This window comes from Streptomyces sp. NPDC025806, from assembly GCF_055558275.1.
The window spans coordinates 237,099-263,301 of record NZ_JBVHMU010000011.1 but is presented as its reverse complement, the minus strand read 5'-3'; the positions used below and the strand labels follow the sequence as shown (position 1 = coordinate 263,301).

The window sequence follows — 26,203 nt, the reverse complement described above, 5'->3', positions numbered from 1 at the left end:
GCGCTGACTACACCTGTAGTCGACTGCACTACACCTGTAGTACGGTCAGGGAGGGAGCTCACTACAGGTGTAGTGAGGCGTCGTGTTCTGGAGCACCGGGAGGCGTCATGACATCGGCCGAGGAGACTGCTGTGGTGGTCGGCGGCGGGATCGGCGGGCTCACCGCCGCCCTGGCCCTTCACCTGGGCGGTCGCCGTGTGACCGTCCTGGAGCGAGCCGAGGAGTTGAAGCCTGTGGGGGCGGGGATCGCCCTCGCGCCCAACGCCCTGCGCGCCCTCGACGTGGTCGGTCTGGGGGACGAGATCCGCTCCCTGGCCGCGTGGGAGGGTGAGGGCGGGCTCATGACGCCGGGCGGCCGTTGGCTGTCGCGCTCCGACGCGGCGCGCGCGGCGGACCGCTTCGGCGGCCCGCTGGTGCTGCTGCACCGCGCCACCCTCATCGACAAGCTCGCCGCCCGGCTGCCGCGCGGCGCCGTGCGCACCGCGTCCGCCGCGCGCCTCACCGACCCCGGCGATCCGGCCGATCCGGCCCGCCCGGCCCGGGTGACGACGGACGGGGAGGAGTTCGCCGCCGGCCTCGTCGTCGGCGCCGACGGGGTCCGTTCCGCCGTGCGCGGCGCGCTCTTCCCCGAGCACCCCGGGGTCACGTACGCCGGATTCACCACCTGGCGCGTCCTCGTGCCGGCGCTCGATCGGCCCTTCGTCCAGCACGAGAGCTGGGGGCCGGGCCGGCTCTGGGGCACGCATCCCTTCGCCGACGGCACCGTCTACGCCTACGCGGCGGCCATGACCCCCGCCGGCGGCCGGGCGCCCGACGGTGACGAGCGGGCCGAACTGCTGCGCCGGTTCGGCGACTGGCACGACCCGATCCCCGCGATCCTGGCCGGGGCCGATCCCGCCCGGGTGCTGCGGCACGACGTCCACCACCTCACCGAGCCGCTCCCCGCCCTCCACCGCGGCCGGGTCGCCCTCCTCGGGGACGCCGCGCACGCGATGGCCCCCACGCTCGGCCAGGGCGGCAATCAGGCCATCGAGGACGCCGTCGTCCTCGCCCACCACGCGGCACCCGGCCGCGCCGCGGATCTGCCCGGCTACACGCGGGCCCGCCTCGCCCGCATGACCCGGATCGTCCGCAGGTCGGCGGCCATCAGCCGGTTCAGCATGATGCGCAACCGCCCGGGCATCGCCGTGCGCGACGCGGCGATCCGCGCCGTCGGCGCCCTCGGTCCGGCGCTGCTGCTGCGCGGCATGGACGGCATCGCCGACTGGCGGCCCCCGCAGGCCGCCCCGTACCCGGACGGGCGCCGGGAGCGGGTCTGACCTGGCGCGTCTATGCTGCCCGAAGGGAGTCCGGGCCACGACGGGCCCGGGCGAGCGGGGACAGAGGAGCGCGGGCACGTGAAGGTCGGCTGCATCGGACTCGGCGACATCGCGCAGAAGGCGTACCTGCCGGTACTCGGCGCCCAGCCCGGGATCGAGCTGCATCTGCAGACCCGGACGCCCGCCACCCTGAACCGCGTCGCGGACGGGCTGCGCCTGCCGCCGGCGCAGCGCCACGCGGACCTCGACGCGCTGCTCGCGCAGGGACTCGACGCCGCGTTCGTGCACGCCCCCACGTCCGTGCACCCCGAGATCGTCACCCGGCTCCTCGAGGCCGGCGTCCCCACCTACGTGGACAAGCCGCTCGCCTATGAACTCGCCGACTCCGAGCGGCTCGTGCGGCGCGCGGAAGAGCGCGGGGTCGGCCTCGCCGTCGGCTTCAACCGGCGCCACGCCCCCGGATACACGCAGTGCGCCGACCATCCGCGCGAGCTGATCCTCATGCAGAAGAACCGGGTCGGGCTGCCCGAGGAGCCCCGGGCGATGATCCTCGACGACTTCATCCACGTCGTCGACACCCTGCGCTTCCTCGTGCCGGGCGTCGTCGACGACATCACGGTACGGGCGCGGGTCGTGGACGGGCTGCTCCATCACGTGGTGCTGCAGCTCGCCGGCGACGGGTTCACCGCGCTCGGGGTCATGAACCGGCTCAGCGGGTCGGCCGAGGAGATCCTCGAGGTGTCCGGGGAGGACAGCAAGCGGCAGGTGCTGAACCTCGCGGAGGTCATCGACCACAAGGGGCAGCCGACGGTGCGGCGGCGCGGGGACTGGGTGCCCGTGGCCCGGCAGCGGGGTATCGAGCAGGCCGTGCTGGCGTTCCTCGACGGGGTGCGCAGTGGGCATGTCGTGAGCGCGCGGGATGCGTTGGCCACGCATGAGCTGTGCGAGCGGGTCGTCATGGAGGTCACCCGGATCGGGGGCTGAGCCTCCCGGTCTCCTCGCAGGCCTCGGCCCGGCGGAGGCTGATCGCGCCTACGCGCCGCGGGTGGTTCACGCCGCCACGCGCCCGCAGCCCGGTGGGGCTTCTCGCGCAGTTCCCCGCGCCCCTGACGGGCCGCCGGACTCAGTGGACGGCGCCGCCGACTCCGGGGCGCGCCGTCGGCAGCGGGGACGCTCGGCGGGAGCGGCGGAGGATGTCCGTCGCGGCGAGGACGACCAGGACCGCGACAGCGCCGTGCACCGGCCAGTCCCCGAACCGCACGTACAGGGTCGTGCCCCGGGCCGTCGGTACGTCGAACACGCGGGCGGAGCTCGCCGACGTGCCCAGCCACGCCCCCGCCCGGGATCCGTCGGGCCCGTACACCGCCGACACCCCGGTCAGCGTCGCGTGCACCATCGGCCGCCCCGTCTCCGCCGCCCGCACCGCCGCCAGCGAAGCGTGCTGCTCCGGCGCCCAGCTGTGCTGGAACGAGGACGTCGACGACTGCGCGAGCAGCACCTGCGCCCCGTCCTGCGTCAGCTTCCGCGTCATGTCGGGGAAGGCCGATTCGAAGCAGACCAGAGGGCCGACCCGGAGCGGTCCGCCCCCGTTACCGTTCGACACGTCCATGACGACCTGCCGGGTGCCGCGCATCCGGTCCTCGCCCGCCGCCCTGCCCACCGACGTGGCCCAGCCCAGCAGCCCCCGCGCCGGCACGTACTCGCCGAACGGGACCAGCCGCATCTTGTCGTAGCGCGCGCCCGTCGGCCCGTCCGGGCCGATCAGGACCGAACTCTTGTAGATGCCCTGGCCCGCGCCGGTGCCCGAACCCGACCGCCGCGCGTCCACGTTGACCAGCACGTCCGCGCCGACCGCCCGGGACAGCGCCGCGATCCGGCGGGCGAGGTCGGGGCGCTCGGTCAGGTCGAAACCGACGCTGCTCTCGCCCCACACGACCAGGTCGACGTCCCGGCCGATCAGCTCCCGGGTGAGCGTCTCCTCACGGTCGAAGCGGCGCTCCGCGCTCGCGCCCCCGGTCACGACGCCCGCCTGCACCACCGCGATCCGTACCCGCCCGTCGGTCTCGGGACGCGGCGCCCAGGCCCACGCGGCCCCCGTCACGGTGACCGTCGCGACGAGCCCCGCCACGGCCGGCGTCCGCGCGTCGCGGGCCACGAGGAGCACCACGATCGCCGTGTTCACCGTGACCACCAGCAGACTCACCAGCCACACCCCGCCCACCGACGCGAGCCGCAGCGCGGGCACCACCTGCCACTGGCTGGACCCGAGCAGACCCCACGGCCCGCCCAACCCCTCCCAGGAACGCACCAGTTCCACCATCAGCCAGCCCGAGGGCACCGCGACCAGCGCGGCCGCCGCCTGCCCCGGCGTGGGCGACCCGTGCAGCAGCCGCCGCAGCAGCACCCCCCACGGCGCCCACAAGGCGCCGAGCAGCGCCGCGATGACCACCGTGAACACGTGCAGACTCGGCAGCAGCCAGTGGTGCACGGCGAGCATGAACCCGAGACCGCCGAGCCAGCCGTCCAGGGCGGCCCGGCGCGGCGTGTCCGCCGAGCGCGCCAACAGCATCCACGGCACGAGCGCGACGTAGGCGAACCACCACAACGACGGTGCGGGGAACGCGAGCGCGGGCAGCGCGCCCGCCCCGGCCGCCGCCCCGCCCCGCAACCAGGGCGACACGTCGAGCCGCCGCCGCCAACCCACCATGGGCCGCGCCTCCCGTCCTCCTACGAGACCTGTAGAGGTCCCTTCAGTGTGCGCGTCCCGGGCGATCGACGACAGTGGGCCCCGGCGGCGCGGGTCAGGAGCCGCCCGGGGCGCTCGCCGCGTGCTCCGGCAGGCGGCGCCACTTCTCGTGCACGGTGACCCGGTGCAGGCGCCAGCCGGAGTCCGTCCTGACGAGGCCGAACGCGTACCGGCCGCCGCACTCGAAGTCCGGTGCCGTGCCGTCGCCGGGGAACCGCATCGGGTTGACGTAGTCCGCCTGGACCAGCGCCTCGTCACCCACGTCACGGTCGAGCCGGCCGAACCGCACCCGGCGGTTGACGATCAGATGCTGCCGCATCGGGAACAGCTCCATGGTCTCGGACAGCCAGCGCGCGATCTCCTCCGCGCTGCCCTCCACGCCGCCCGCCGTGCGGTAGTCGGCGCGGCCACCGGGGGCGAACAGGGCGCGGTACGCCGCCCAGTCGCCGTCGTCCACGGCCACGGCGTAGTCGGTCACCAGCTCGTCGACGGCGAGCCGGTCGAGGACGGTCGCGAGTTCCACACGCTGCGTCATCGGATCAGTGTCGAGTGTGCCGCGCGCGGATCCAAGAGGTGTGCGCCGACCGGACGTTGAGGCGTGACGGTTTTGCGGCACCAGGTCCGTTACGGTGGCCCGCATGTCAGCTGAATCGAACACGACGGCATCCGCGGCGGTCACCGGACCGGTCACCGCCGACGACGTCGCCCAGGCCGTCCGGCTCGCCGTGACCACACTGCGCCCCGCCACCGCGGCCGACTGGGACGCCCCCGCGGGACCTCTCACCTGGACCTGCTGGGAGACCGGCGAACATCTCGCCGACGACCTTTTCGCCTACGCCTCGCGCATCGGCTCCCTGAACCCGAGGACCGAGCCGGGCGACCCCTTCGGTGGCGACCGGCGCCGCCCCGAAGGCCCGCTGAACACCGTCACCGCCGACCGCACGGCCGGGGCCGAGGGCATGTTCCAGGTCCTGGAGGACTGCGGGGGGCTGCTCGCCGCCGTCGTGCGGGCCACTGCGCCCAGCGCCCGCGGCCACCACGTGTTCGGCGTCAGCGACCCCGAGGGCTTCGCCGCGATGGGCGTCGTCGAGACCCTCGTGCACACCCACGACCTCGCGCTCGGCCTCGGGGTCCCCTTCGAGGCGCCCGCGGACCTGTGCGCCCGCTCGCTGCGCCGGCTCTTCCCCGACGTGCCGCGGGACACCCCGCCCTGGGCGACCCTGCTGTGGGCGACGGGCCGCGGCGACCTGCCCGGTCACGCGCGCCGGACCACGTGGCGCTGGTACGGTGCGCCCGGCGCGACGTGATCATCGTCCTGAGGGACCGCACCCCGTCCGGGAGGACTCCTTGACCCGCCCCCGCACCCTCGTCACCGGCGGCAGCCGCGGCATCGGTGCCGCCACCGCGCTGCGGCTCGCACACGACGGCCACGACATCGCGCTGTCCTACGTCAGCGACAAGGACGCGGCCGAACGCACCGCGGACGCCGTGCGCGCGGCCGGCGCCCGCTGTGCCGTCGCCCGGGCCGACACGTCCCGGGAGGAGGACGTCGAGCGCCTCTTCGACCTCGCGCAGGCCGAACTCGGCGCGCTCACCGGCCTGGTGAACAACGCGGGCGTCACCGCCCCGCTCGGCCCGCTCGCCGACACCAGCACCGACGACCTGCGCCGCGTCGTCGACGTGAACGTGCTCGGAGTCCTGCTCTGCTGCCGCCGCGCCGCCCGCGACATGGGCGCCGCAGGCGAAGGCGCCATCGTGAACGTGTCCTCGGCCGCCGCCACCCTCGGCAGCCCCGGCGACTATGTCCACTACGCCGCCTCGAAGGCCGCCGTCGACACCATCACCCTGGGCCTCGCCAAGGAGCTCGGGCCGCTCGGCGTACGGGTCAACGCGGTGGCGCCCGGCATCATCGACACGGAGATCCACGCGGCGAGCGGCGACCCGGGCCGGGCCGCGGCCGCGGCGCCCGGCATCCCGCTGCGCCGCCCGGGCACGGCGGAGGAGGTCGCGGCGGCGATCGCCTGGCTGCTCTCGCCCAGCGCGGCGTACACGACGGGCACGGTGCTCAGGGTGGCCGGCGGGCGCTGAGCCGTCCGGCGGCGGGGGCGGGCCCGGTCAGGCGGCCTCGGGGGCCTGCGACCGGGTCGCGTCCGCCCACTCCGTGACCAGCAGCGCGTACTGCGCCCGCTGCTCCGCGGTCAGGCGGCCCCCCGCCCGCAGCCACAGACTGCGGATCTGCTCGTTCACCTCGTCGGCGGACCGCGAGGGACGGGAAATGACAGGCGGCATGTGCCAAGGCTACGTGCGCGCCGCCCGGTTGGGAACCCTGAGCGAGCGTTCGGGTGCGCCAAGTGATCGAATGTGAACGGGAGTTGACGGTTCGGGGTGCGAACGCCCGCCGACCCGTGCGCGGCGGCCCGAACCGGTGAGACCTACGGTGATCGAGGCGGTCCAGGGCGTCGAGGCCGTCGAGGCCTGAGGTCAGCCCGCCGACTCGGCCGCGTGCGGGCTCAGGACGCCCAGCGACACGAGGACGAACAGGGCGATGCCGAGCGCGATCCGGTAGTAGACGAACGGCATGAAGCTCTTCGTCGAGATGAACTTCATCAGCCAGGCGATGATCGCGTAGCCGACGCCGAACGCGATGACCGTGGCGAAGATCGTCGGACCCCACGAGACATGGCCGCTCTCCGTCGCGTCCTTCAGCTCGAAGACGCCGGAGGCGAGCACCGCGGGGATGGCCAGCAGGAACGAGTAGCGGGCCGCCGACTCGCGCGTGTAGCCGAGGAAGAGGCCGCCGCTGATGGTCGCGCCGGACCGCGAGACGCCCGGGATCAGCGCCATCGCCTGGCACAGGCCGTAGATCAGACCGTCCTTGACGGACAGGTCCTTGAGCTCCTTGCGCGAGCGCACGGCGCGGTGCCGGCCGCCCAGTTCGTCACGCGCCGCGAGCCGGTCCGCGACGCCGAGCACGACGCCGAGCACGATCAGCGTCGTCGCCGTCAGGCGCAGATCGCGGAACGGGCCCTCGATCTGGTCCTTGAACGCGAGGCCCAGCACGCCGATGGGTATGGAGCCGACGATCACCAGCCAGCCCATCTGCGCGTCGTGGTCGCCGCGCAGCGTCTTGTCGGTGAGCGACCTGAACCACGCCGAGATGATCCGCGCGATGTCCTTGCGGAAGTAGATCACCACCGCGGTCTCGGTGCCGAGCTGGGTGATCGCGGTGAAGGCGGCCCCCGGGTCGTGCCAGCCGGCGAACGCGGCGGTGAGCCGCAGATGGGCGCTCGACGAGATCGGCAGGAACTCTGTCAGCCCCTGGACGAGTCCGAGAATGAATGATTCGAACCAAGACATGGAGGAGAGACGCGATCCAGGTGACGGGACGGAAGACCGGTCCCGCGATCGCGGTCCGGGCACGGCGAGGCGCACCCGCATGGGTCGCGGGCGAACGCGGGGGCAGCGTAGCGCCCGAAAATGACGGGCCTCCCACGGGGGCGTGTCCCGCGGGCGCGGACCCGCCCCGCGTGTCCGGAATGTGCCGCCGGACGCGCGGTCAGGCGGCCTCGGGGCCCGAGGTCGTCCAGCCCGGCGCCTGCGGGTGGGCCCGCAGGTCCTCGTGGCGCACCGCCTCGCCGCACGCGGCGCAGGTCACGACGGGCCGCAGGTCGTGCCCGCAGCCGTGCTCGATCACCATCGGGCGGTCGTCGCGCAGATGGCGGTCGCCCCAGGCCATGAGGGTCATCAGCACCGGTTCGAGCTCCAGTCCGGCCTGCGTCGGGCGGTACTCGAAGCGCTGCGGGCGCTCCTGGTAGGCGACCTTCTCCAGGATCCCGGCCTCGACGAGCCGCTTGAGGCGGGCGGCCAGGATGTCGCGCGGCGCCCCGATGTTCCGGACGAGCCGGTCGAAGCGCCCGTTGCCCAGGCACACCTCACGGAGCACGAGCAGGGAGTGCTTCTCGCCGACCACGGCCAGGGTGTCGGCGATCGAGCAGGGGCGCGGGTCCTTGGCGGCAGCGGGCATGCGCCCAGTGTAGGGGCCCTTCCCGGAGAGGGTTTGATTTCCCAACGTACAGCGTTATGGTGAGTCCGGATTTCCTACTCACGCGTAACCGCACACGCCCCGGAGGCCCGAGCCATGCGTGACGCCGTCATCGTCGAAGCCGTACGCACCCCGATCGGAAAGGGCAGGCCGAGCGGCGCGCTCGCCCACGTCCACCCCGTCGAACTCCTCGCCCACACCCTGCGCACCCTCGTCGACCGTGCCGGGGTCGACCCCGCGCTCGTCGACGACGTCATCGGCGGCACCGTCGACCAGGTCGCCGAGCAGGCCATGAACACCACCCGCTACGCCGTCCTGTCCGCGGGCTTCCCCGAGACCGTGCCCGCCACCACCGTCGACCGGCAGTGCGGCTCCTCCCAGCAGGCGGTCCACTTCGCCGCGCAGGGCGTCCTGTCCGGCGCCTACGACATGGCGATCGCCTGCGGCGTCGAGTCGATGAGCCGCGTACCGATGTGGTCGAACGTGCCCGAAGGCGCCGACCCCTTCGGCCCGGGTGTCGCCGCGCGCTACCCGGAGGGCCTCGTGCCGCAGGGCATCAGCGCCGAACTGATCGCCGCGCAGTGGGGCCTGTCCAGGGAGCAGATGGACGCCTACGCCGTCACGTCGCACGCCAAAGCCGCAGCCGCGTGGGACGCCGGTCTCTTCGACGCCGAGGTCGCCCCGCTCGACGGCGTCACCCGCGACGAGTCCGTACGGCCCGGCACCTCGCCCGACGTCCTCGGCGGACTCAAGCCCGCCTACTACGACCCCGCGTTCGAGGAGCGGTTCCCTCAGATCACCTGGGACGTGACCGCGGGCAACGCCAGCCCGGTCAACGACGGGGCCTCGGCCCTGCTGATCACCACCAGCGAGCACGCGGCCCGGCTCGGACTGCGCCCGCTGGCCCGGCTGCACTCCTTCGCCGTCACCGGCTCCGACCCGCTCCTCATGCTGACCGGCGTCGTGCCGGCCACCGAGAAGGTGCTGCGCCGCGCCGGACTCGACCTCGGCGACATCGACCTGTTCGAGGTCAACGAGGCCTTCGCCGCCGTCGTCCTCGCCTGGCTGCGGGAGACCGGCGCCGACCCGGCCCGGCTGAACGTGCACGGCGGCGCCCTCGCGCTCGGCCATCCCCTGGGCGCCAGCGGGGCGCGGCTGATGACCACGATGGTGCACGCGCTGCGCGCCCGCGGCGCCCGCTACGGACTGCAGACCATGTGCGAGGCCGGCGGACTCGCCAACGCCACGATCGTCGAGGCCCTCTGAGCCCCGCCGGTCAGACCCCGGACGGTTCGCCGGAGCGGACCCGGTGCTTCAGGGCGTGGCGCTTGCGCCAGGCGACCACCGCGCCCCCCAGCATCGTCACCACGATGAACCCCGTCGACACCAGGAACACGGGGGAGGTGGGCGTCGCGGCGGTGGCGCCCGCGACCACGTACGCCGCCGTGTTCGGGATCGACCCGAGCCCCGTCGCCACGAGGAACGGGGTCCAGCCCATGCGGGACACCGAGGCGCAGTAGTTCGCCGCCCAGAACGGGACACCGGGGAACAGCCGGACCGCCAGCATCGACCGGAAACCGTGCCGGCTGAGCTGGCCGTCCGCCGCCTTGAGCCAGCGCCCGCGCAGCAGCGGACGCAGGGCGTCCTGCCCGAGGAGCCGGCCCAGCCCGAACGCGATCCCCGCGCCGAGCACCGTCCCGCCGATCGCGCCGGCCAGCCCGAGCGCGGACCCGAACAGCGCGCCCGCCGCCAGACTGATGAAGGGCCGCGGCACGAACGCCACCGTGCACAGCCCGTACGCCACCGTGAACAGGACCAGCGCCGCCGCACCGTCCACCTGCGGCGGCCAGCCCCGCTCCAGCAGACGCTGCGGTTCGAACAGCAGGACCGAGGTCGCACCCGCCGCGAGCAGCATCACCAGGAGCGACAGCCGTGACCAGGGAGAAAGGAGCACCCTGGTGCAGCGCGTGGTGAACCCGGCAGGACGGGCGGGGACGGTCTCGAACATCCGGGGAGAGTAACCGACCCCTCCGTAAGATCGCCGTAGGGTGGGTCTCACCTGCCGAGTCTGCCTGCCGAGTCTCACCTGCCGGGCCCCGTCGCCCAGGGGGATCGCGATGCCCGTCCTCACGCCGCCGCCCAGCGCGCTCGCCGACACGATCCTGTCCCGGCTGCCCACCGCGTACGAGGCTGTGGCGGACCCCGAGCGCGCCGCCGCGATGCGCGCCTACATGAAGGACGTCGCCCCGTTCCTCGGGCTGCCCCAACCGGTGCGCAAGGAACGGACCCGGGCCGTCCTCGCCGGGACGCCCCGCCCCGACGAACGCGACCTCACCGCCGTCGCCCTGCGCTGCTGGGCGCTGCCCGAGCGCGAGTACGCCTACTTCGCCGTCGACTACCTGCGCCGCCACACCGGACGCCTCACCTCCGCCTTCCTGCCCGTCGCCCGGCACCTGATCACGACCGACCCGTGGTGGGACACCGTCGACCTGCTCGCCGCGCACGTCTTCGGCGGCCTCGTCGCCGCGGACCCTGCGCTCACCGCCGAGATGGACCGCTGGATCGCCGACGACGACATCTGGCTCGCCCGGACCGCCCTGCTCCACCAGCTCCGCCGCGCGGACACCACCGACACGGAGCGCCTCTTCGGGTACTGCCTGCGCCGGGCGGGCGACAGCGAGTTCTTCCTCCGCAAGGCCATCGGCTGGAGCCTGCGGGCGTACGCGAAGACCGACCCCGACGCCGTGCGGGCCTTCGTCGCCGCGCACCGGGACGTGCTCGCGCCGCTGTCCGTGCGCGAGGCCCTCAAGCACACCGGCGCCTGACAACTCCCGCGCCGGGCGCGGAAAATCGTTCGACGTCCGCCGCGGGGTCGGCGATGATCTGCCTCATGTTCCGGCACGCCACTCACGCAGCTACGCCCGCAGTCGCGGGCGCTGCTCGGGCTGCCGCCACCCACTTCCTCGCAGCAGCCGTCGACGGCGCGCGAAGCTGACCCTCTCCGGACATTCCGGCGGACCCCGCAGGGGGAGGGTCGGTACAGCTCAGGGGTCCCCGCCTCACCCAGGAGGCTTCTCTTTTTCTGTTCCGGAAGGGACCACCCAGTCATGCCCAAGACGGCATACGTGCGCACCAAGCCGCACCTCAACATCGGCACCATGGGCCACGTCGACCACGGCAAGACCACGCTGACCGCCGCCATCACCAAGGTCCTCGCCGAGCGCGGATCCGGCACCTTCGTGCCGTTCGACCGCATCGACAAGGCGCCCGAGGAGGCGCAGCGCGGCATCACCATCAACATCGCGCACGTCGAGTACGAGACCGACACCCGGCACTACGCGCACGTGGACATGCCGGGCCACGCCGACTACGTCAAGAACATGGTCACGGGCGCCGCCCAGCTCGACGGGGCCATCCTCGTCGTCTCGGCGCTCGACGGGATCATGCCGCAGACCGCCGAGCACGTGCTCCTCGCCCGGCAGGTCGGCGTCGACCACATCGTCGTCGCGCTCAACAAGGCGGACGCCGGTGACGACGAGCTCACCGACCTCGTCGAGCTGGAAGTGCGCGAGTTGCTCTCCGCGCACGGCTACGGCGGAGACTCCGTCCCCGTCGTCCGGGTCTCCGGACTGCGCGCCCTGGAGGGCGACCCGCGCTGGACGGCCGCCGTCGAGGCGCTGCTCGACGCCGTGGACACGTACGTGCCGATGCCCGAGCGGTACGTGGACGCGCCGTTCCTGCTGTCCGTCGAGAACGTGCTGACGATCAGCGGGCGTGGCACCGTCGTCACCGGGGCCGTCGAGCGCGGGCGCGTCCGCGTCGGGGACCGCGTCCGGGTGTACGGGGCCGAGTCCCTGAAGGACGCGGAGACCGTCGTCACCGGCGTCGAGACCTTCGGCAAGCCGATGGAGGAGGCGCAGGCGGGGGACAACGTGGCGCTGTTGCTGCGCGGGGTCCCGCGGGACGCCGTCCGGCGCGGGCACGTCGTCGCCGAGCCGGGCAGCGTCCGGCCGGCCCGGCGCTTCACCGCGCAGGTCTACGTGCTCTCCGCGAAGGAGGGCGGGCGCAGTACGCCGCTCACCACCGGGTACCGGCCGCAGTTCTATCTGCGGACCGGGGACGTCGTGGGGGACGTCGACCTCGGAGAGGCCGGGGTCGCCCGGCCCGGGGAGACGGTCACGATGACCGTCGAGCTGGGGCGGGACGTGCCCCTGGAGGCCGGGCTCGGCTTCGCGATCCGGGAAGGCGGGCGCACGGTGGGGGCCGGCACCGTGACGGCCGTGCTGATGTAGGGGACGGCGCCTTCTGAAGGGGGGCGCGGGGCTGTGCGGCCCCGCGCCTTCCCCCTCCGGAGGACCGGCACAATAGGGACGTGAACGAACCTGAGGTCGAGGCCATACCCGTCGGCCGTGCTGTCGAGTACGGCTTCGCCAAGTTGATGCCCGATGTCGACCGGCGGCGCGCCTGGCTGCTCACGGTGGACGGGGCCCCGCAGTCGTACGTCGACCTCGACCAGCCGACGCACCTGGAGTTCGAGTACGCGCGGCGCCTCGGGCACGTCCTCGACTGCGCCGACGACGAGGGCCGCGCGCTCGACGTGCTGCACCTCGGCGGCGGCGCCCTCACCCTGCCCCGGTACGTGGCCGCCACCCGCCCCGGCTCGCGGCAGGACGTCGTCGAGGCCGACCGGGGGCTGCTCGCGCTGGTCGGCGAGGAGCTGCCGCTGCCCGCCGGCGCGGGCGTGACCGTGCACGGCGAGGACGCCCGCGCCTGGCTCGCGGCGGCGCCCGACGACGCGGCGGACGTGCTCGTCGCCGATGTGTTCGGCGGCTCCCAGGTGCCCGCCCATCTGACGACGCTCGCCTACGCGCGGGAGGCCGACCGGGTGCTCCGGCCCGGAGGGCTCTACGCGGCCAACCTCGCCGACGGCGCCCCCTTCGCCTTCCTGTGCTCCCAACTGGCCACCTTCGCCGAGGTGTTCACCCACCTCGCGGTGATCGCCGAGCCCGCCGTGCTGCGCGGGCGGCGGTTCGGGAACGCGGTGCTGATCGCCTCGCAGGGCGAGATCGACGTGGCCGAGCTGGCCCGGCGCACGGCACGCGACGCGTTCCCCGCGCGGGTCGAGCACGGCCCCGGGCTGCGCCGCTTCATCGGCGACGCGCGGCCCGTGACGGACGCCGACGCGGTGCCCTCGCCGCTGCCGCCGGGCGGCTCGTTCAGCGTGGGGTGAGCTCGGCGGGGTCCGCGGTCCCGTCGGCCGTGACCGGTTCCGGCTCGCGGCGCCGCAGGTTGCGTACGTCGGGCACACACAGGACGGCCGCCGTGGCGAGCACCACCAGGGCCGCGCAGCCCCACAGGGCGGGGGAGCGGCCGAAGGCCGACTCGGCGGGCCCGGCCAGCGCGGTCGCCAGCGGCACCATCGCCACCGAGCCGAACCAGTCGTAGGCCGAGACCCGGGACAGCTTCTCCTCGGGAATCTCCTGGTGCACCGCGGTGATCCAGGAGACGCCGAAGATCTCGATCGTGACGCCACTGACGAACATGACGGCGATCAGGGCGGGCAGCGGCACGGGCACGGCGAGCGCGGCGGAGGGCAGCGCCAGGGAGAAGACGGCCAGGGAGCCGGCGAGCAGGAGGCGCTTCGGCTTCCAGCGCATCATCAGCAGGCCGCCGAGGATCGTGCCGGCGCCGAACGCGCCGAGCGCCAGACCCCAAGGACCGGCCCCGCCCAGCTCGTCCCGGGCGACCAGCGGCCCGAACACCGACTCGGCGGCGCCGACGACGGCGACCACCACCGAGAACTGGGCGATGACCGCCCACAGCCAGGGGCGCCCCACGACCTCCCGCCAGCCGTCGCGGATGTCCGCGAGGAGTCCGGCGCCCGGTTCGCGCGGCGCGATGTGGCCGATGTCGAGGAACGCCCGCAGCCCGCCCGCCACCGCGAAGGCCGCCGCGTCGAGCGCGAGCACCCAGCCGGGGCCGAGCGCGGCGACCATCGCCCCGCCGAGCGCGGCCCCGCCGACGGCCGCGCCGGACATGCCCATCCGGAAGAGCGCGAAGGCGCGGGACGCCTGTTCGCCGGAGACGGAGGACATGAGCATGCCCTCGGCCGCCGGGTTGAAGAACGCCTGACCCGTGCCGCCGAGGGCGCTGAGCGCCAGCATCTGCCAGAGCTGCGGATCGCCCTGGAGGACGAGCAGGGCGAAGGCGCCCTGGGACAGGAAGTTCAGGGCGTTCGCGGCGACCATGACGTGGTGGCGCGGCAGCCGGTCGGCGACCGCGCCGCCCACCAGCAGGAAGACCACCAGGAACAGGGTGCGGGCCGCCGCGACCAGGCCCACGTCACCGGCGTCGCCGCCCGCGTCGAGCACGGCGAACGCGGAGGCGATGAGCGCGCCGTGCGAACCGAGCGTCGTGATGAACGCCGACACCGCGAGCAGTGTGTAGTTCCGCCCCGCCCACGCGGGCCGGCGCGGACGTCGTGGCTGGTGGGGCGGGGAGGCGGCGGCGTCGGTCACTCAGGGACTATCGCCGCCGCACACCCGCATCCACAAGCCGGTTCCCGGCCGAGCACCGGACGGGAGCGGTCGTGCTACTGGGCCTCGGGGTCCTCGTAGTAGCGCACGGAGTTGAGGATCTTCGTGATCGTCGCGTCCGACAGCTCGTTCTTGACGCCCTTGGCGGCCCACAGGTCCCAGGAGACGAAGTCGCCGACGCCGTTCTGGAAGGCGAAGACCACGGCCTTGCCCTCGCTGGCGCACTTGCCCTTCTTGGGGGTGCCCTCGGAGTGCGCCTTGATCAGGCTGCCCTTGATGCCCTGCGCGTTGGTGAAGTCCTTGGGCTTGTCGACCTTGACCGCCTTGGTGGACGGCTCGGTGTAGCCGCCGTAGATCCACCACGGGATGCGGTTCTGGGCGGCTTCCTTGGCGGTCTTCGCGCCGTTCTCACCGCGGGTGCCGGCCCCGGACAGCGAGGTGTCCTCGTCGCGGCCGTCCTTGTCGGAGTCCTCGGTGCACCACTTGGACTGGAGCTGGGCGGGAGCGGAGACGGTGGTCATCCCGTGCTCCTTCTTGCCGTCCTTGCCCTTGTAGTCGTACTCGAAGCCGATGATCTGGTCCGAGCCGCTGCTGCTGACCTCCCAGCCCTGTGGCACGTCGAACACCGTCTTGTGCTTGGTGTTCACAACGGTCTGCCAGCCGGCGACGACCGGCTGCACCGCGTTGTCCCCGCCGCGCGGGTTCGCCGCGGACGCGCTCGCGCTCGGCTCCTGGCTCTTCGAAGCGGACGCCGAGGCCTTGGGCGACTTCTTCGTACCGCCCTTGGCGTCGTCGTCCTTGTCACCACCGAGCACCAGGAAACCGGTCACACCCGCGGCCACGACGACGGCGGCCGCGGCAACGATGGCGACGATCTTCGTCTGGTTCCCGCCGCCGCCCTTCGGCGCCTGGGGTGGACCCATCGGCGTCGTCGGCGCGTTCCAGGCAGGCTGCTGAGGCTGCTGCTGGTACGGGTTGGGCTGCTGCTGGTACCCCGGCTGCTGATAGGGGTTCGGCTGCTGGTACCCCGGCTGCTGATACGGGTTGGGTCCCGGCTGATTCGGGTCCTGCGGGTTCTGCTCGCCCCCGGGCGGCTGCGTTCCTGGCCACATGGCCGTCAACGATAGAGGGTTCCGGGGCCACGGATGTCCCTGCCCTGTACCGGACGTGCAACGTTCCGGCGGACGAAGGTGGCGCGGCTGGGGCATTTGGGGACGTCCGCGAGGGGATGGCCAAGCTGGCTACTCGTGGGTAACCTTCGGATATGAGCGCAGACCAGATGTCCATCGGCGACATGCTCGCCGCCACCGTGCCGATGGCCCGCACGCTGAACCTCGAGTTCCAGGAGACGGCGCCCGACAAGGCCGTCGTCTCCCTGCCCGACCAGGCGGACTACCACAACCACGTCGGCGGCCCGCACGCCGGCGCCATGTTCACGCTGGCCGAGTCCGCGAGCGGAGCCATCGTCCTCGCCGCCTTCGGCGACCAGCTCTCGCGCGCCGTGCCGCTGGCCGTCAGCGCCGAGATCGCCTACAAGAAGCTGGCCATGGGCCCGGTCACCGCCACGGCCACCCTCGGCCGCCCGGCCGCCGACGTCGTCGCCGAGCTGGACGCGGGCGGGCGCCCGGAGTTTCCCGTCAGCATCGCCATCACGCGCGCGGACGGCGCCGTCACCGGCGAGATGACCGTCGTGTGGACCCTGCGGCCCAACAGCTGATCCGGACCGAACAGGCCGAACAGGTAGGCTTCCCGAGGCGCGCGGCACAGGGGGCGCGCACCTCGGGGAGACACCGCACCGGCACGGGAGGCGACGGCGTTGCACGTCCAGGAATGGCTCGACACGATCCCGGCGGTCGCCATCTACGCCTTGGTGGCGGGCGTCATCGGCCTGGAGAGTCTCGGCATCCCGCTGCCCGGTGAGATCGTCCTCGTCTCCGCCGCCCTGCTGTCCTCGCAGCACGGCGACGTGAACCCGATCGTGCTCGGCGTGTGCGCGACGGCCGGCGCCGTCATCGGCGACTCCATCGGCTACGCGATCGGCCGCAAGGGCGGCCGGCCGCTCCTCGCGAAACTTGGCGCCAAGTTCCCGCGGCACTTCGGGCCCGCCCATGTGGCCACCGCGGAGCGGTCGTTCGAGAAGTGGGGCATGTGGGCCGTGTTCTTCGGCCGCTTCATCGCCCTGCTGCGCATCTTCGCCGGCCCGCTGGCCGGCGTCCTGCACATGCCGTACTGGAAGTTCTTCATCGCCAACTTCCTGGGCGGCGTCGTCTGGGCCGGCGGCACCACGGCCGTCATCTACTACATCGGCGTCGTCGCCGAGGACTGGCTCAAGCGCTTCTCGTACGTGGGGCTCGGTGCGGCCGTGCTCATCGGCATCGCCTCGATGCTGATCGTCAAGCGCAAGGCGGCGAAGGCCGCCGCCAAGGCCGAGGCCGAGGCCGAGACGGAGTCCGGGCCGGAGCCGGTGCCCGCGGGCGAGTGACGCCCCCGCCGCACCGGGCCCCGGCCCCGCGGGCCGGTCAGCTCGCGTCCGCGGCCTTCTCGTGGACCTCACGGTGGGAGCGGGCCAGGTCCACATAGACCGTGCCGTTGAAGGTCACGCCCTCGCGCTCCTCCTGCGTCAGCTCGCGCCGCACCTTCGCCGGCACGCCCGCGACCAGCGAACCGGGCGGGACGACCATGCCCTGCGGGACCAGAGCCTGCGCCGCGACCAGCGAACCCGCGCCGATCACCGCGCCGTTGAGCACCGTCGCGCCCATCCCGACCAGGCAGTCGTCCTCGATCGTGCAGCCGTGCAGGACCGCGTTGTGCCCCACCGAGACGCGCTCGCCGATCGTCACCGGGAACCCCGCGTCGACATGGACCGTGCAGTTGTCCTGGATGTTGCTGTCCGCACCGAGCGTGATCGGCTCGAACTCCGCGCGCAGCACCGCGCCGTACCAGACGCTCGCCCCGGCGTGCAGCGTGACGTCGCCGATCAGCGTGGAGTTGGGCGCCGCGAAGGCGTCCTGGTCCAGCTTCGGTTCCTTGCCGCCGAACCCGGCGATGAGTGCCTCGTGGGCCATGCGATCCCGCTCCTTGCAAGTCGTGGCGTGCTCCGCCTGCGTCGCGCCTGAGCGAACCGTACCCGTGGGGTGAAGATCACAGGCCGTCGAGGTGGGGGAGTGCCGTACGGGTGAGTAACGTGGCGCCGTGCCAAAGAACAGGAACGTGTTCTCCCCAGGCCGGCGGGCCGTCCGGGGCGGGCTCGCCCATCGCGCCGTGCAGGCCGGCTGGCGGTGGGCCCAGCGCCGCGGCGCCGTCACCGCGGAGCAGCCCGGCGGCTACCGGTTCCGCGCCATCGGCCCCGGCACCAAGCTCGCGTTCCCGCAGGGCACCGTCTTCGGCGAACCGTGGATCCGGCTCGGCGCGCACTGCATCATCGGCGAACAGGTCACCCTGACGGCCGGGATGATGCCGGACCTCGACCTGGGTCCCGACCCGATCCTGACCCTCGGCGACGGCGTCGTCATCGGCCGCGGTGGCCACGTCGTCGCCGACACGACGGTCACCATCGGCAGTGACGTCTACATGGGCCCGTACGTCTACATCACCTCCACCAATCACTCCTACGACGACCCGCACGAGCCCGTCGGACGCCAGTGGCCCCGCATGGAGCCCGTGGAGATCGGCTCCGGCTGCTGGATCGGCACCGGCGCCGTGATCCTGCCGGGCGCCCGCCTCGGACGGAACGTGGTCGTCGCCGCCGGCGCCGTCGTGCGCGGCACCGTCCCCGACCACGCCGTCGTCGCCGGGGCGCCCGCCAAGGTCGTGCGGACCTGGGACGAGGAGGCCGGCTGGCAGCCGCCGCTGCGCACGCCGACGCCCCGCCCCATCCCCGCGGACATCACCCCGGAACAGCTCCTCGCGCTGTCCGAACTGGAGGGCCGGCAGTAAGGCGTGGCCGTAGCGGCGCGGCCTCAGTGGCGCAGGGCCGTCGCCGCGGTCGTGGTCACCGCCTCGGTCACCGCCGCGAGCGCGGGCGAGTCCAGCTTCCACTGCTGCCAGTACAGCGGGACGTCCACCGGCCGCCGAGGCGCCAGCTCGACGAGCCGGCCCGCGCGCAGCAGCGGCACCGCCTGCGCCTCGGGCACCAGACCCCAGCCGAGCCCCGCCGCCACCGACGCGGCGAACCCGTCCGACGTCGGCACCGCGTGCCGCACCCCGCCCGCCCCGGCACCGCCGAGCCCCCGTACGAACGCGTCCTGCAACACGTCGCTGCGGTCGAACGTCATCACCGGCGCCCGCGCCAGCCCCTCCACGAGCGGCCCGTCGAGCCGCTCCCGTACGAAGTCGGGGTGCGCCGCCGCCAGATACCGCATCCGGCCCAGCGCCCGCACCGAACACCCCGCCACCGCGTCCGGCGACGAGGTCACCGCCGCCATCACCAGGCCCTCGCGCAGCAGCTCGGCCGTGCGCGTCTCGTCCTCGCGGTGCAGCTCGAACGCGATCGGCGGAGCCTGCGGCACCCGGGCGAGCGCGTCCAGGAACCAGGTCGCCAGCGAGTCCGCGTTCACCGCGGCCGTCACCCGCGTCCCGCCGTCGTCCGGGCCCATCCCGAGCGCCGCGTGCGCGTCCCGCTCCAGGCGCGCCAGCTGCCGGGCGTACCGCACCACCACCTGCCCCGACTCGGTCGGCCGCACCGGCTTGGTGCGCACGAGCAGCACCCGGCCCGTGCGCTGCTCCAGCGCCTTCACCCGCTGACTCACCGCCGACGGCGTCACGTGCAGCACGGCCGCCGCCGCGTCGAACGTGCCCTCGTCGACCACGGCCAGCAGCGTCCGCACCTGGTCCAGCGGCAGCTCGGACATCACCACCCGCCACCCCTTTCCCAGTTCCTTCTTAAGCTGTGCTCATGCTACGTAAAAATCTTTAGCTGTACGCGCGGTGATCGTCTCCGTAGCGTCGAGGCCATGACCGCCTCCCTCACCGCCGCGGCCGCCGGCTTCGGCACCGGCCTCTCGCTCATCGTCGCCATCGGCGCCCAGAACGCGTTCGTGCTCCGCCAGGGCATCCGCCGCGACGCCGTCCTCGCCGTGGTCGGCATCTGCGCCCTGTCCGACGCGGTGCTCATCGCCCTCGGCGTCGGCGGCGTCGGCGCGCTGGTGGCCGCGTGGCCGGGCGCGGTCACCGCCGTCGGCTGGATCGGCGGCGCCTTCCTGCTCTGCTACGGGGCACTCGCCGCCCGGCGCGTGCTGCGCCCCGGCGACGCGGCCCTGCGGACCGAGGGCGACTCCACCGGCTCGCGCCGCCGCGCCGTGCTCACCTGCCTCGCCCTGACCTGGCTCAACCCGCACGTGTACCTCGACACGGTGCTGCTGCTCGGCTCCGTCGCCGCCGACCGCGGCCCGCTGCGCTGGACCTTCGGACTCGGCGCCACCCTCGCGAGCCTGGTCTGGTTCGTCGCACTCGGCTTCGGCGCCCGGCTGCTGAGCCGCCACCTCGCCCGGCCCGCCGCCTGGCGCGTGCTCGACGGACTCGTCGCCGTCACGATGCTCGCCATGGGAGCCCTGCTCATCGCCGGCACCTGAGACCGCCCGACACCGTCCGCGCCAGGACTGCGACACTGATGCCCGCACAGGTAGATGTAGCGAGCAATCAGGATGAGCGTGGACGACACAGGCACCAGCGAGAGCAGTACCGGCACCGCACCGGACGAGACACCGGCACCACGGCGCCGCTGGGCGATGGACACCCGGCCGCTGCGCATCCCCGCCTACCGTCGCCTGTGGTCCTCCACGATCGTCACCGCCGTCGGCAGCCAGCTCACCGCCGTCGCCGTGCCCAAGCAGATCTACGACATCACCGGATCCTCCGCCTGGGTCGGCGCGGCCAGTCTCGCCGGGCTCGTGCCGCTCGTCGTGTTCGCCCTGTGGGGCGGCGCCGTCGCGGACACCATGGACCGCCGCAAACTGCTCCTCATCACCAACTGCGGCATCGCCGGCACCTCGGTCCTGTTCTGGCTCCAGGCCGTCACCGGGCTCGGCTCCGTCGCCGTACTGATGCTGCTCCTCGCCCTCCAGCAGGCCTTCTGGGGGCTCAACTCGCCCGCCCGCACGGCCTCCATCGCCCGGCTCGTGCCCAAGGAACAGCTCGCCGCGGCCAACGCGCTCGGCTCCACCGTCATGCAGACCGGCCAGGTCGTCGGCCCACTGCTCGCCGGCGTCCTGATCCCCGTGATCGGCCTGCCCGAGCTCTACCTCATCGACGCGCTCGCCCTCTGCGTCACCGTCTGGGCCGTGTACCGGCTGCCCGCGTTGCCTCCGCTCGGCGCCGTCGCCCGCCGCGCCGGAGTGCGCGAGATCGCCGAGGGCTTCCGGTACATCGCCCTGCACAAGGTGCTGCTGCTGTCCTTCCTCGCCGACATCGTCGCGATGGTCCTCGGCATGCCCCGCGCCCTCTTCCCGCAGCTCGCCGCCGAGACCTACGCGCCCTACGGCGAAGGGCTCGCCCTCGGCCTGCTGTTCGCGGCGATCCCCGTCGGGGCGGTGGCCGGCGGGCTGTTCTCCGGCACGTTCTCGCGAGCCCGGCGGCACGGCTGGATGGTCATCGGCGCGGTCGTCGCGTGGGGGCTCGCGATCGCCGGGTTCGGGCTCAGCGGCAACCTCTGGCTCGCCGTGGCGTTCCTCGCGCTCGCCGGGGTCGCCGACATGGTCTCGATGGTCTTCCGCGGGGCGATCCTGCTGTCCGCCGCGACCGACGAGATGCGCGGCCGGATGCAGGGCGTCTTCACCGTCGTCGTCGCGGGCGGGCCCCGGCTCGCCGACGTGCTGCACGGCTCGGCGGGCTCCGCGTTCGGGCCCCGCGCGGCCGTGGTCGGGGGCGGACTCCTGGTCGTCGTCACGATGCTGGGCCTGGCCTGCGCGATGCCCGCGCTGCGCCGCTACCGGGTCTGAGTACAGTTTGCTGCACGTCGGGGTGCAACCAGGTGTGCCCCTCCAGGCCCCTCGATGGACGGAACGTGTCGGACCTCGACCTGCTGACCCAGTCGCTCGCCCGCAACGTCAGGCACTGGCGCACCGAGCGCGGCTTCACCCTCGACACGCTCGCCTCCCGGGCGGGGGTCAGCCGAGGCATGGTCATCCAGATCGAACAGGCCCGCACCAACCCGAGCATCGGCACGGTCGTCAAGATCGGCGACGCGCTCGGCGTCAGCATCACCACCCTGCTCGACTACGAGCAGGGCCCCAAGGTGCGGGTCGTCCCCGGTGACCAGGCCGTCCGGCTGTGGTCGACGGAGGGCGGCAGCCACAACCGGCTGCTCGTCGGCGCGGAGGCGCCCGGCCCGTTCGAGATGTGGGAGTGGCGGCTCGCGCCGGGCGAGGGCAGCCCGTCGGACCCCCATCCGCAGGGGACGGTGGAGTTGCTGCACGTGACCTCCGGTGAGCTGGCGTTGGTCGTGGACGGGGTGGTGCATCGGGTGCCGGCGGGGGCCAGTGCGACCTTCGAGGCGTCCGTGTCCCACGAGTACCGGAACGATGGCTCTACGCCCGTGGAAATGATGCTGGCGGTTTCGGTGCCCTTCGAGCGCTGAGTTCCTCTCGGTCGCGTCGTCGGGTGCGGCTCCGGTGGGGCTTCTCGCGCAGTTCCCCGCGCCCCTGAAAGGCTGCGGCTTCGCCGCGCCTTTCCCAGATGAAAGGCTCCCCGCACTTGTATCGGGGAAATGCGACCCGAAGGGTCTGCATTTCAGGGGCGCGGGGAACTGCGCGATCAGCCCCCACCGGCCCGCAGCCGACTGGAGATCACTGGAGACCCGCACGATCCCGCCCCGGGCAACTGTTAGCGTGCCGGACATGCGCGCACCCATCGGCACCTTCGACACCGTCAGCCCCGCCCCGGAGGCCCTGAACCTCCTCACCCGCCCCGTCGCGGACGCCGTCCGGAACTGGCGCGGCAGCGTCCCCGCGCAGGATCTGATCCACGTCGACACCGAGCCCGACTGGGCCGACACCGCCACGTTCGTCGAGCACTACGGCCCCGACCTGCTCGACACCTCCGCGAACTGTGTCGTCGTCAGCGGCAAGCGCGGCGGCGAGGCGACCCTCGCCGCCTGCGTCGTCCTGTCCGCGACCAAGGTCGACGTCAACGGCGTCGTGCGCCGTCACCTCGGCGCCCGCAAGGCCTCCTTCGCCTCGATGGACACCGCGACCGGCGAGACCGGCATGGAGTACGGCGGCATCACCCCCATCGGGCTGCCCGCCGACTGGCCGGTCCTCGTCGACGCGGCCGTAGTCGACCTGCCGTACGTCCTCATCGGCAGCGGCACCCGCCGCGGCAAGCTCATCGTGCCGGGCAAGGCCCTCGCCGAACTGCCCGGCGCCACCGTCCTCGAGGGCCTCGGCATCGCCGTCTAGGAGGCCCCGCCCAGCCTCTCCTCGATCCAGGCCCGTCCGAACCCCACGACCGTGCCCGCGTCGAGGAGATGGCACTGCGCCGCCCCGACCCGCCCGCTGGTCCCGAGCCCCGCGGCCAGCAGATCGGCGCCGATGACCTCGAACGCGTCGCGTCCCGGCGGCACCACGGAGCCGTAGTCGAACGCGCCCCGCTCGGAGTCGATGTCGTGGAACCGCCGCCACACCCGCCGCCCGCCGTCCCGCACCGGCTGCTCGTACGACACGAACCGCTTGCCCGGCGCCTCGGCCAGCGCCTCCGCGTGATGCAGCAGGGTCAGCGTGTCCAGCGGCGCGCCCAGCATCAGGACCCGGCCGCCGCGTGCCACCAGCCGGGCGAGCGGACTGTCCGGCCCGTGCGGGTCGTCCCAGGGGTGATCCACCGTCAACTCCCGGGCGCCCGCGCCCAGCGCGGCGAAACTCGCGTCCGGATGCCGGCTCCGCAGCGCTCCGGGCCGGTGCCGCAGGGCCTCCGGCAGCCGCCCGTTCGCGTGGTCGCACTCGCTCGACTCCGGATCGAACGCCGGGTGTTCGTCCCGCACCGCGTCCCGCCAGTCGGCGGGCCAGGTGTCGAAGTCGTAGGGCAGGGCGTCGTTCCAGCCGCACGTGACCATCAGCGTGCCGGACGCGCCGACCACGTCGAGGAGCGCGTCGAGCACCGTGCCGGAGCCGCCCGTCACGTAGCCGAGCGCGGACATCCTGGTGTGGAACATGACCGTGTCGCCGGGGCCCAGTCCCAGCGCGACCAGGTCGCGGGCGAGACGGCGCCGGGTGACGGGGCCGCCGGAACGGGTGAGCAGGGTGCGTTCGTCCACCTGGCCGACCGTACGCGCCCGGAGCGGAGCACGGCACGGTCGCACGCCGGCTCATGAGATCTTGAACCGGACAGCCGCAGAGGGAGAGTTGACGACATGACAGACCAGCTGACCGTCGGTGTCCTCGGCACCGGCATCATGGGCGCCGCCATGGCCCGCAACATCGCGCGCGCCGGACACACCGTGCGCGCCTGGAACCGCAGCCGCGCCAAGGCCGAGCCGCTCGCCGCCGACGGCGTGCAGGTCAGCGACACCCCGGCCGAGGCCGTCGCCGACGCCGACGTCGTCCTCACGATGCTCTACGACGGGCCCGCCGCGCTCGACGTCATGCGGCAGGCAGCGCCGGGGCTGAAGCCGGGCGCCGCCTGGCTGCAGTCGACGACGGCCGGGATCGACGGCGTCGCCGAGCTGGCCGATTTCGCCGCCGGGCACGGCCTCGTCTTCTTCGACACACCGGTCCTCGGCACCCGCCAGCCCGCCGAGGCCGGGCAGCTCCTCGTCCTCGCGGCCGGGCCCGCCGACCGGCGCGACGCCGTCGCCCCGGTCCTCGACGCGGTCGGGGCCCGCACCGTGTGGATCGGCGAGGACGGCGGCGCGGGCGGGGCCACCCGGCTCAAGCTCGTCGCCAACAGCTGGGTGCTCGCCGCGACCAATGCGGTGGGGGAGGCGCTGGCCCTGTCCAAGGCGCTCGGCGTCGACCCGCAGTCCTTCCTCGACGCGATCGCCGGCGGCGGGCTCGACATGCCGTACCTGCATGCCAAGTCGGCGTTGATCCTGGAGGACCGGCTGAGCCCGGCCCAGTTCGCGGTGGACACCGCGGCGAAGGACGCCCGTCTGATCGCCGAGGCCGGGCGGGCGCACGGGGTCCGCCTCGACGTGGCCGAGGCGGCCGCGGCCCGCTTCAGCCGTGCCTCGGAACAGGGACACGGCCACGAAGACATGGCCGCCGCGTATTACGCCTCCTTCGACACGCCCTGAGCTCGGGCTGCGGCGGCGCCGCCGTAGGGGGTCGAGGATCGTTGCCGGGGTGCCGCCCGGTGGGGCTTCTCGCGCAGTTCCCCGCGCCCCTGGAAGGCACACTTCGTGCGCCCCAGGGGCAGGTTGCTTGCGCCCCGCGACGGAGTCGCTGCGACGACTTGTCAGGCCAGCCGTGGGATTTCGATCGCCGGGCAGCGGTCCATCACCATCGCCAGGCCCTCCTCGCGGGTCCGCGCATGCGCCTCCTCGTCGACCACCCCGAGCTGGAACCACACCGCCTTCGCCCCGATCGCCACCGCCTCGTCGGCCACCGGACCGGCCAGCTCGCTGTTCACGAAGACGTCCACCACGTCCACCGGGAACGGGATGTCCGCGAGCGAGGCGTACCCCGGCTCCCCGTGCACCGTCTCGGCCTTCGGATGGACCGGGACGATCCGCTTGCCGAACTCCTGCAGGACCCGCGCGACGCCGTACGCGGCCCGCGACCGGTTCGAGGAGAGCCCCACCACGGCCCAGGTGTCCCCGGTACCGGTGAGGATCTTGCGGACGGTCTCCTGGTCGCCGTACATCGGCGCCTCCAAGCATGGTCGGGCGGAAGGCTGACATCCGGCTAACCACCCGCGCCGCCCGCCGATTCCGCGCGGGCGCATAGGCTGGCCGGATGCAGGACGAGTACCGCACGGTGGCCCACGAGGGCGTGCACGAGACAGAGATCAACCGCTCCCGGTTCCTGTGCGCCCTCGCGCCCGCCGCCACCGAGGAGGAGGCCCAGGCCTTCGTCGCCCGCATCCGCAAGGAGCACCCGACCGCCACCCACAACTGCTACGCGTACGTCATCGGCGCCGACGCCTCCGTGCAGAAGGCCAGCGACGACGGCGAGCCCGGCGGCACCGCGGGCGTCCCGATGCTCCAGATGCTCACCCGGCGCGAGATGCGGTACGTCGTCGCCGTCGTGACGCGCTACTACGGAGGCGTGAAGCTCGGCGCGGGCGGCCTCATCCGCGCCTACGGAGGCGCGGTCGGCGAGGCGCTCGACACGCTCGGCACCGTCACCCGCCGCCGCTACCGGCTCGCCACCGTCACCGTCGGCCACGCGCGCGCGGGCAAGATGGAGAACGACCTGCGCTCCACAGGGCGCAGCGTGCGCGACGTCCACTACGGGGAGGCCGTCTCCATCGAGATCGGGCTGCCCGAGTCGGACCTCGACCAGTTCCGGGCGTGGCTCGCCGACGTGTCGGCGGGGGAGGCCGGCTTCGAGCTCGGCGGCGAGGCCTACGGGTAGCCACGGGTGGCACCGGCGCCGAACCGGTGTGAGGCCTGTCACCAGGGAGCCGGGAG

At 73.5% G+C, this 26,203-nt stretch carries 29 protein-coding genes; 17 read left to right on the top strand and 12 right to left on the bottom strand.

Going from position 1 to position 26,203, the window contains the following annotated elements; all coding sequences use genetic code 11:
• Nucleotides 1-107 precede the first annotated feature (107 nt).
• Nucleotides 108-1,319 carry an FAD-dependent monooxygenase gene (locus tag ACZ4E1_RS25760; RefSeq protein WP_467543122.1) on the top strand — a complete coding sequence of 404 codons (1,212 nt, stop codon included), beginning with the start codon at nucleotides 108-110 and terminating at the stop codon, nucleotides 1,317-1,319.
• Between the two features lie 78 nt (nucleotides 1,320-1,397).
• Nucleotides 1,398-2,303 carry a Gfo/Idh/MocA family protein gene (locus tag ACZ4E1_RS25755; protein ID WP_467543120.1) on the top strand — a complete coding sequence of 302 codons (906 nt, stop codon included), beginning with the start codon at nucleotides 1,398-1,400 and terminating at the stop codon, nucleotides 2,301-2,303.
• Nucleotides 2,304-2,442: 139 nt separating this feature from the next.
• On the opposite strand, the gene lnt is transcribed toward ACZ4E1_RS25755, so the two are convergent.
• Together lnt and ACZ4E1_RS25745 are read right to left on the bottom strand one after the other, a co-directional pair.
• Nucleotides 2,443-4,026 carry an apolipoprotein N-acyltransferase gene (gene lnt / locus ACZ4E1_RS25750; protein WP_467543117.1) on the bottom strand — a complete coding sequence of 528 codons (1,584 nt, stop codon included), beginning with the start codon at nucleotides 4,024-4,026 and terminating at the stop codon, nucleotides 2,443-2,445.
• Between the two features lie 94 nt (nucleotides 4,027-4,120).
• Nucleotides 4,121-4,600, bottom strand: a complete 480-nt coding sequence (locus ACZ4E1_RS25745; RefSeq protein ID WP_467543114.1) for a nuclear transport factor 2 family protein — start codon at nucleotides 4,598-4,600, stop codon at nucleotides 4,121-4,123.
• Between the two features lie 103 nt (nucleotides 4,601-4,703).
• Between ACZ4E1_RS25745 and ACZ4E1_RS25740 the strand changes: the two genes are divergently transcribed.
• On the top strand, nucleotides 4,704-5,372 hold the full coding sequence (locus ACZ4E1_RS25740) for a hypothetical protein (RefSeq protein ID WP_467543112.1): 669 nt from the start codon (nucleotides 4,704-4,706) through the stop codon (nucleotides 5,370-5,372).
• Nucleotides 5,373-5,412: 40 nt separating this feature from the next.
• The gene (locus tag ACZ4E1_RS25735; RefSeq protein ID WP_467543109.1) at nucleotides 5,413-6,153 is read left to right on the top strand and encodes an SDR family oxidoreductase; all 741 of its coding nucleotides are present in this window, start codon (nucleotides 5,413-5,415) and stop codon (nucleotides 6,151-6,153) included.
• A gap of 27 nt (nucleotides 6,154-6,180) precedes the next feature.
• Here the strand turns inward: ACZ4E1_RS25735 and ACZ4E1_RS25730 are convergent, their stop codons facing one another.
• From ACZ4E1_RS25730 to ACZ4E1_RS25720, 3 genes are all read right to left on the bottom strand, one after another.
• The gene (locus ACZ4E1_RS25730; RefSeq protein ID WP_467543107.1) at nucleotides 6,181-6,354 is read right to left on the bottom strand and encodes a hypothetical protein; all 174 of its coding nucleotides are present in this window, start codon (nucleotides 6,352-6,354) and stop codon (nucleotides 6,181-6,183) included.
• Nucleotides 6,355-6,546: 192 nt separating this feature from the next.
• On the bottom strand, nucleotides 6,547-7,422 hold the full coding sequence (locus ACZ4E1_RS25725) for an undecaprenyl-diphosphate phosphatase (RefSeq protein WP_467543104.1): 876 nt from the start codon (nucleotides 7,420-7,422) through the stop codon (nucleotides 6,547-6,549).
• Nucleotides 7,423-7,621: 199 nt separating this feature from the next.
• Nucleotides 7,622-8,089 (bottom strand): winged helix-turn-helix transcriptional regulator, encoded by a 468-nt coding sequence (locus ACZ4E1_RS25720; protein WP_467543101.1) that lies wholly within the window; start codon nucleotides 8,087-8,089, stop codon nucleotides 7,622-7,624.
• Nucleotides 8,090-8,203: 114 nt separating this feature from the next.
• On the opposite strand from ACZ4E1_RS25720, the gene ACZ4E1_RS25715 reads away from it, so the two are divergent.
• A complete protein-coding gene (locus ACZ4E1_RS25715) occupies nucleotides 8,204-9,373 on the top strand; it encodes a thiolase family protein (RefSeq protein ID WP_467543098.1) in 1,170 nt (389 codons plus the stop codon).
• Between the two features lie 10 nt (nucleotides 9,374-9,383).
• On the opposite strand, the gene ACZ4E1_RS25710 is transcribed toward ACZ4E1_RS25715, so the two are convergent.
• Nucleotides 9,384-10,115, bottom strand: coding sequence for a TVP38/TMEM64 family protein (locus ACZ4E1_RS25710; RefSeq protein ID WP_467543095.1), 732 nt, complete (start codon nucleotides 10,113-10,115; stop codon nucleotides 9,384-9,386).
• A gap of 109 nt (nucleotides 10,116-10,224) precedes the next feature.
• On the opposite strand from ACZ4E1_RS25710, the gene ACZ4E1_RS25705 reads away from it, so the two are divergent.
• The 3 genes from ACZ4E1_RS25705 (at nucleotide 10,225) to ACZ4E1_RS25695 (ending at nucleotide 13,337) form a co-directional block, all read left to right on the top strand.
• Entirely contained in the window at nucleotides 10,225-10,932 is a 708-nt protein-coding gene (locus ACZ4E1_RS25705) for a DNA alkylation repair protein (protein ID WP_467543091.1), read from the top strand.
• Between the two features lie 282 nt (nucleotides 10,933-11,214).
• Entirely contained in the window at nucleotides 11,215-12,399 is a 1,185-nt protein-coding gene (gene tuf, locus ACZ4E1_RS25700) for an elongation factor Tu (protein WP_467543088.1), read from the top strand.
• A gap of 146 nt (nucleotides 12,400-12,545) precedes the next feature.
• The gene (locus ACZ4E1_RS25695) at nucleotides 12,546-13,337 is read left to right on the top strand and encodes a spermidine synthase (RefSeq protein WP_467543261.1); all 792 of its coding nucleotides are present in this window, start codon (nucleotides 12,546-12,548) and stop codon (nucleotides 13,335-13,337) included.
• Here ACZ4E1_RS25695 and ACZ4E1_RS25690 read toward each other — a convergent pair.
• Nucleotides 13,324-14,625, bottom strand: a complete 1,302-nt coding sequence (locus tag ACZ4E1_RS25690) for an MFS transporter (RefSeq protein WP_467543086.1) — start codon at nucleotides 14,623-14,625, stop codon at nucleotides 13,324-13,326. The two genes, ACZ4E1_RS25695 and ACZ4E1_RS25690, sit on opposite strands and share 14 nt — an antisense overlap.
• 74 nt (nucleotides 14,626-14,699) lie before the next feature.
• A complete protein-coding gene (locus tag ACZ4E1_RS25685; protein ID WP_467543083.1) occupies nucleotides 14,700-15,755 on the bottom strand; it encodes a DUF8017 domain-containing protein in 1,056 nt (351 codons plus the stop codon).
• 152 nt (nucleotides 15,756-15,907) lie between these two features.
• Between ACZ4E1_RS25685 and ACZ4E1_RS25680 the strand changes: the two genes are divergently transcribed.
• Together ACZ4E1_RS25680 and ACZ4E1_RS25675 are read left to right on the top strand one after the other, a co-directional pair.
• Nucleotides 15,908-16,360, top strand: a complete 453-nt coding sequence (locus ACZ4E1_RS25680; RefSeq protein ID WP_467543080.1) for a DUF4442 domain-containing protein — start codon at nucleotides 15,908-15,910, stop codon at nucleotides 16,358-16,360.
• Between the two features lie 99 nt (nucleotides 16,361-16,459).
• Entirely contained in the window at nucleotides 16,460-17,125 is a 666-nt protein-coding gene (locus tag ACZ4E1_RS25675; protein WP_467543078.1) for a DedA family protein, read from the top strand.
• 37 nt (nucleotides 17,126-17,162) lie between these two features.
• On the opposite strand, the gene ACZ4E1_RS25670 is transcribed toward ACZ4E1_RS25675, so the two are convergent.
• Entirely contained in the window at nucleotides 17,163-17,708 is a 546-nt protein-coding gene (locus tag ACZ4E1_RS25670) for a gamma carbonic anhydrase family protein (protein ID WP_467543075.1), read from the bottom strand.
• A 127-nt stretch (nucleotides 17,709-17,835) separates the two neighbouring features.
• Between ACZ4E1_RS25670 and ACZ4E1_RS25665 the strand changes: the two genes are divergently transcribed.
• Complete coding sequence (locus tag ACZ4E1_RS25665; protein WP_467543073.1) at nucleotides 17,836-18,579, top strand: acyltransferase; 744 nt, start codon at nucleotides 17,836-17,838, stop codon at nucleotides 18,577-18,579.
• A 23-nt stretch (nucleotides 18,580-18,602) separates the two neighbouring features.
• On the opposite strand, the gene ACZ4E1_RS25660 is transcribed toward ACZ4E1_RS25665, so the two are convergent.
• Nucleotides 18,603-19,493, bottom strand: coding sequence for a LysR family transcriptional regulator ArgP (locus tag ACZ4E1_RS25660; protein WP_467543071.1), 891 nt, complete (start codon nucleotides 19,491-19,493; stop codon nucleotides 18,603-18,605).
• A 102-nt stretch (nucleotides 19,494-19,595) separates the two neighbouring features.
• Here ACZ4E1_RS25660 and ACZ4E1_RS25655 point away from each other — a divergent pair, with 102 nt between their 5' ends.
• The 4 genes from ACZ4E1_RS25655 (at nucleotide 19,596) to ACZ4E1_RS25640 (ending at nucleotide 23,036) form a co-directional block, all read left to right on the top strand.
• Entirely contained in the window at nucleotides 19,596-20,213 is a 618-nt protein-coding gene (locus ACZ4E1_RS25655; protein WP_467543069.1) for a LysE/ArgO family amino acid transporter, read from the top strand.
• Nucleotides 20,214-20,285: 72 nt separating this feature from the next.
• Nucleotides 20,286-21,578 carry an MFS transporter gene (locus ACZ4E1_RS25650; RefSeq protein ID WP_467543066.1) on the top strand — a complete coding sequence of 431 codons (1,293 nt, stop codon included), beginning with the start codon at nucleotides 20,286-20,288 and terminating at the stop codon, nucleotides 21,576-21,578.
• 65 nt (nucleotides 21,579-21,643) lie between these two features.
• The gene (locus ACZ4E1_RS25645) at nucleotides 21,644-22,216 is read left to right on the top strand and encodes a helix-turn-helix domain-containing protein (protein ID WP_467543063.1); all 573 of its coding nucleotides are present in this window, start codon (nucleotides 21,644-21,646) and stop codon (nucleotides 22,214-22,216) included.
• Nucleotides 22,217-22,475: 259 nt separating this feature from the next.
• Nucleotides 22,476-23,036 carry a YbaK/EbsC family protein gene (locus tag ACZ4E1_RS25640; RefSeq protein ID WP_467543060.1) on the top strand — a complete coding sequence of 187 codons (561 nt, stop codon included), beginning with the start codon at nucleotides 22,476-22,478 and terminating at the stop codon, nucleotides 23,034-23,036.
• Here the strand turns inward: ACZ4E1_RS25640 and aac(3) are convergent.
• Complete coding sequence (gene aac(3), locus ACZ4E1_RS25635) at nucleotides 23,033-23,887, bottom strand: aminoglycoside 3-N-acetyltransferase (RefSeq protein ID WP_467543057.1); 855 nt, start codon at nucleotides 23,885-23,887, stop codon at nucleotides 23,033-23,035. The genes ACZ4E1_RS25640 and aac(3) overlap by 4 nt on opposite strands.
• Nucleotides 23,888-23,983: 96 nt before the next feature.
• Between aac(3) and ACZ4E1_RS25630 the strand changes: the two genes are divergently transcribed.
• Nucleotides 23,984-24,865, top strand: a complete 882-nt coding sequence (locus ACZ4E1_RS25630; RefSeq protein WP_467543054.1) for an NAD(P)-dependent oxidoreductase — start codon at nucleotides 23,984-23,986, stop codon at nucleotides 24,863-24,865.
• A gap of 161 nt (nucleotides 24,866-25,026) precedes the next feature.
• On the opposite strand, the gene ACZ4E1_RS25625 is transcribed toward ACZ4E1_RS25630, so the two are convergent.
• Nucleotides 25,027-25,434 carry a CoA-binding protein gene (locus tag ACZ4E1_RS25625; RefSeq protein WP_467543052.1) on the bottom strand — a complete coding sequence of 136 codons (408 nt, stop codon included), beginning with the start codon at nucleotides 25,432-25,434 and terminating at the stop codon, nucleotides 25,027-25,029.
• 92 nt (nucleotides 25,435-25,526) lie between these two features.
• On the opposite strand from ACZ4E1_RS25625, the gene ACZ4E1_RS25620 reads away from it, so the two are divergent.
• Nucleotides 25,527-26,147, top strand: coding sequence for a YigZ family protein (locus tag ACZ4E1_RS25620; protein WP_467543050.1), 621 nt, complete (start codon nucleotides 25,527-25,529; stop codon nucleotides 26,145-26,147).
• Nucleotides 26,148-26,203: the final 56 nt, after the last annotated feature.

Excerpts from the sequence above, each read along its gene's own strand:
- ACZ4E1_RS25760 (WP_467543122.1), top strand. The coding sequence starts at position 108 with ATGACATCGGCCGAGGAGACTGCTGTGGTGGTCGGCGGCGGGATCGGC.
- lnt (WP_467543117.1), bottom strand. The coding sequence starts at position 4,026 with ATGGTGGGTTGGCGGCGGCGGCTCGACGTGTCGCCCTGGTTGCGGGGC.
- ACZ4E1_RS25745 (WP_467543114.1), bottom strand. The coding sequence starts at position 4,600 with ATGACGCAGCGTGTGGAACTCGCGACCGTCCTCGACCGGCTCGCCGTC.
- ACZ4E1_RS25740 (WP_467543112.1), top strand. The coding sequence starts at position 4,704 with ATGTCAGCTGAATCGAACACGACGGCATCCGCGGCGGTCACCGGACCG.
- ACZ4E1_RS25730 (WP_467543107.1), bottom strand. The coding sequence starts at position 6,354 with ATGCCGCCTGTCATTTCCCGTCCCTCGCGGTCCGCCGACGAGGTGAAC.
- ACZ4E1_RS25725 (WP_467543104.1), bottom strand. The coding sequence starts at position 7,422 with ATGTCTTGGTTCGAATCATTCATTCTCGGACTCGTCCAGGGGCTGACA.
- ACZ4E1_RS25720 (WP_467543101.1), bottom strand. The coding sequence starts at position 8,089 with ATGCCCGCTGCCGCCAAGGACCCGCGCCCCTGCTCGATCGCCGACACC.
- ACZ4E1_RS25715 (WP_467543098.1), top strand. The coding sequence starts at position 8,204 with ATGCGTGACGCCGTCATCGTCGAAGCCGTACGCACCCCGATCGGAAAG.
- ACZ4E1_RS25710 (WP_467543095.1), bottom strand. The coding sequence starts at position 10,115 with ATGTTCGAGACCGTCCCCGCCCGTCCTGCCGGGTTCACCACGCGCTGC.
- ACZ4E1_RS25705 (WP_467543091.1), top strand. The coding sequence starts at position 10,225 with ATGCCCGTCCTCACGCCGCCGCCCAGCGCGCTCGCCGACACGATCCTG.
- tuf (WP_467543088.1), top strand. The coding sequence starts at position 11,215 with ATGCCCAAGACGGCATACGTGCGCACCAAGCCGCACCTCAACATCGGC.
- ACZ4E1_RS25695 (WP_467543261.1), top strand. The coding sequence starts at position 12,546 with ATGCCCGATGTCGACCGGCGGCGCGCCTGGCTGCTCACGGTGGACGGG.
- ACZ4E1_RS25685 (WP_467543083.1), bottom strand. The coding sequence starts at position 15,755 with ATGTGGCCAGGAACGCAGCCGCCCGGGGGCGAGCAGAACCCGCAGGAC.
- ACZ4E1_RS25680 (WP_467543080.1), top strand. The coding sequence starts at position 15,908 with ATGAGCGCAGACCAGATGTCCATCGGCGACATGCTCGCCGCCACCGTG.
- ACZ4E1_RS25670 (WP_467543075.1), bottom strand. The coding sequence starts at position 17,708 with ATGGCCCACGAGGCACTCATCGCCGGGTTCGGCGGCAAGGAACCGAAG.
- ACZ4E1_RS25660 (WP_467543071.1), bottom strand. The coding sequence starts at position 19,493 with ATGTCCGAGCTGCCGCTGGACCAGGTGCGGACGCTGCTGGCCGTGGTC.
- ACZ4E1_RS25655 (WP_467543069.1), top strand. The coding sequence starts at position 19,596 with ATGACCGCCTCCCTCACCGCCGCGGCCGCCGGCTTCGGCACCGGCCTC.
- ACZ4E1_RS25650 (WP_467543066.1), top strand. The coding sequence starts at position 20,286 with ATGAGCGTGGACGACACAGGCACCAGCGAGAGCAGTACCGGCACCGCA.
- ACZ4E1_RS25640 (WP_467543060.1), top strand. The coding sequence starts at position 22,476 with ATGCGCGCACCCATCGGCACCTTCGACACCGTCAGCCCCGCCCCGGAG.
- ACZ4E1_RS25630 (WP_467543054.1), top strand. The coding sequence starts at position 23,984 with ATGACAGACCAGCTGACCGTCGGTGTCCTCGGCACCGGCATCATGGGC.
- ACZ4E1_RS25625 (WP_467543052.1), bottom strand. The coding sequence starts at position 25,434 with ATGTACGGCGACCAGGAGACCGTCCGCAAGATCCTCACCGGTACCGGG.
- ACZ4E1_RS25620 (WP_467543050.1), top strand. The coding sequence starts at position 25,527 with ATGCAGGACGAGTACCGCACGGTGGCCCACGAGGGCGTGCACGAGACA.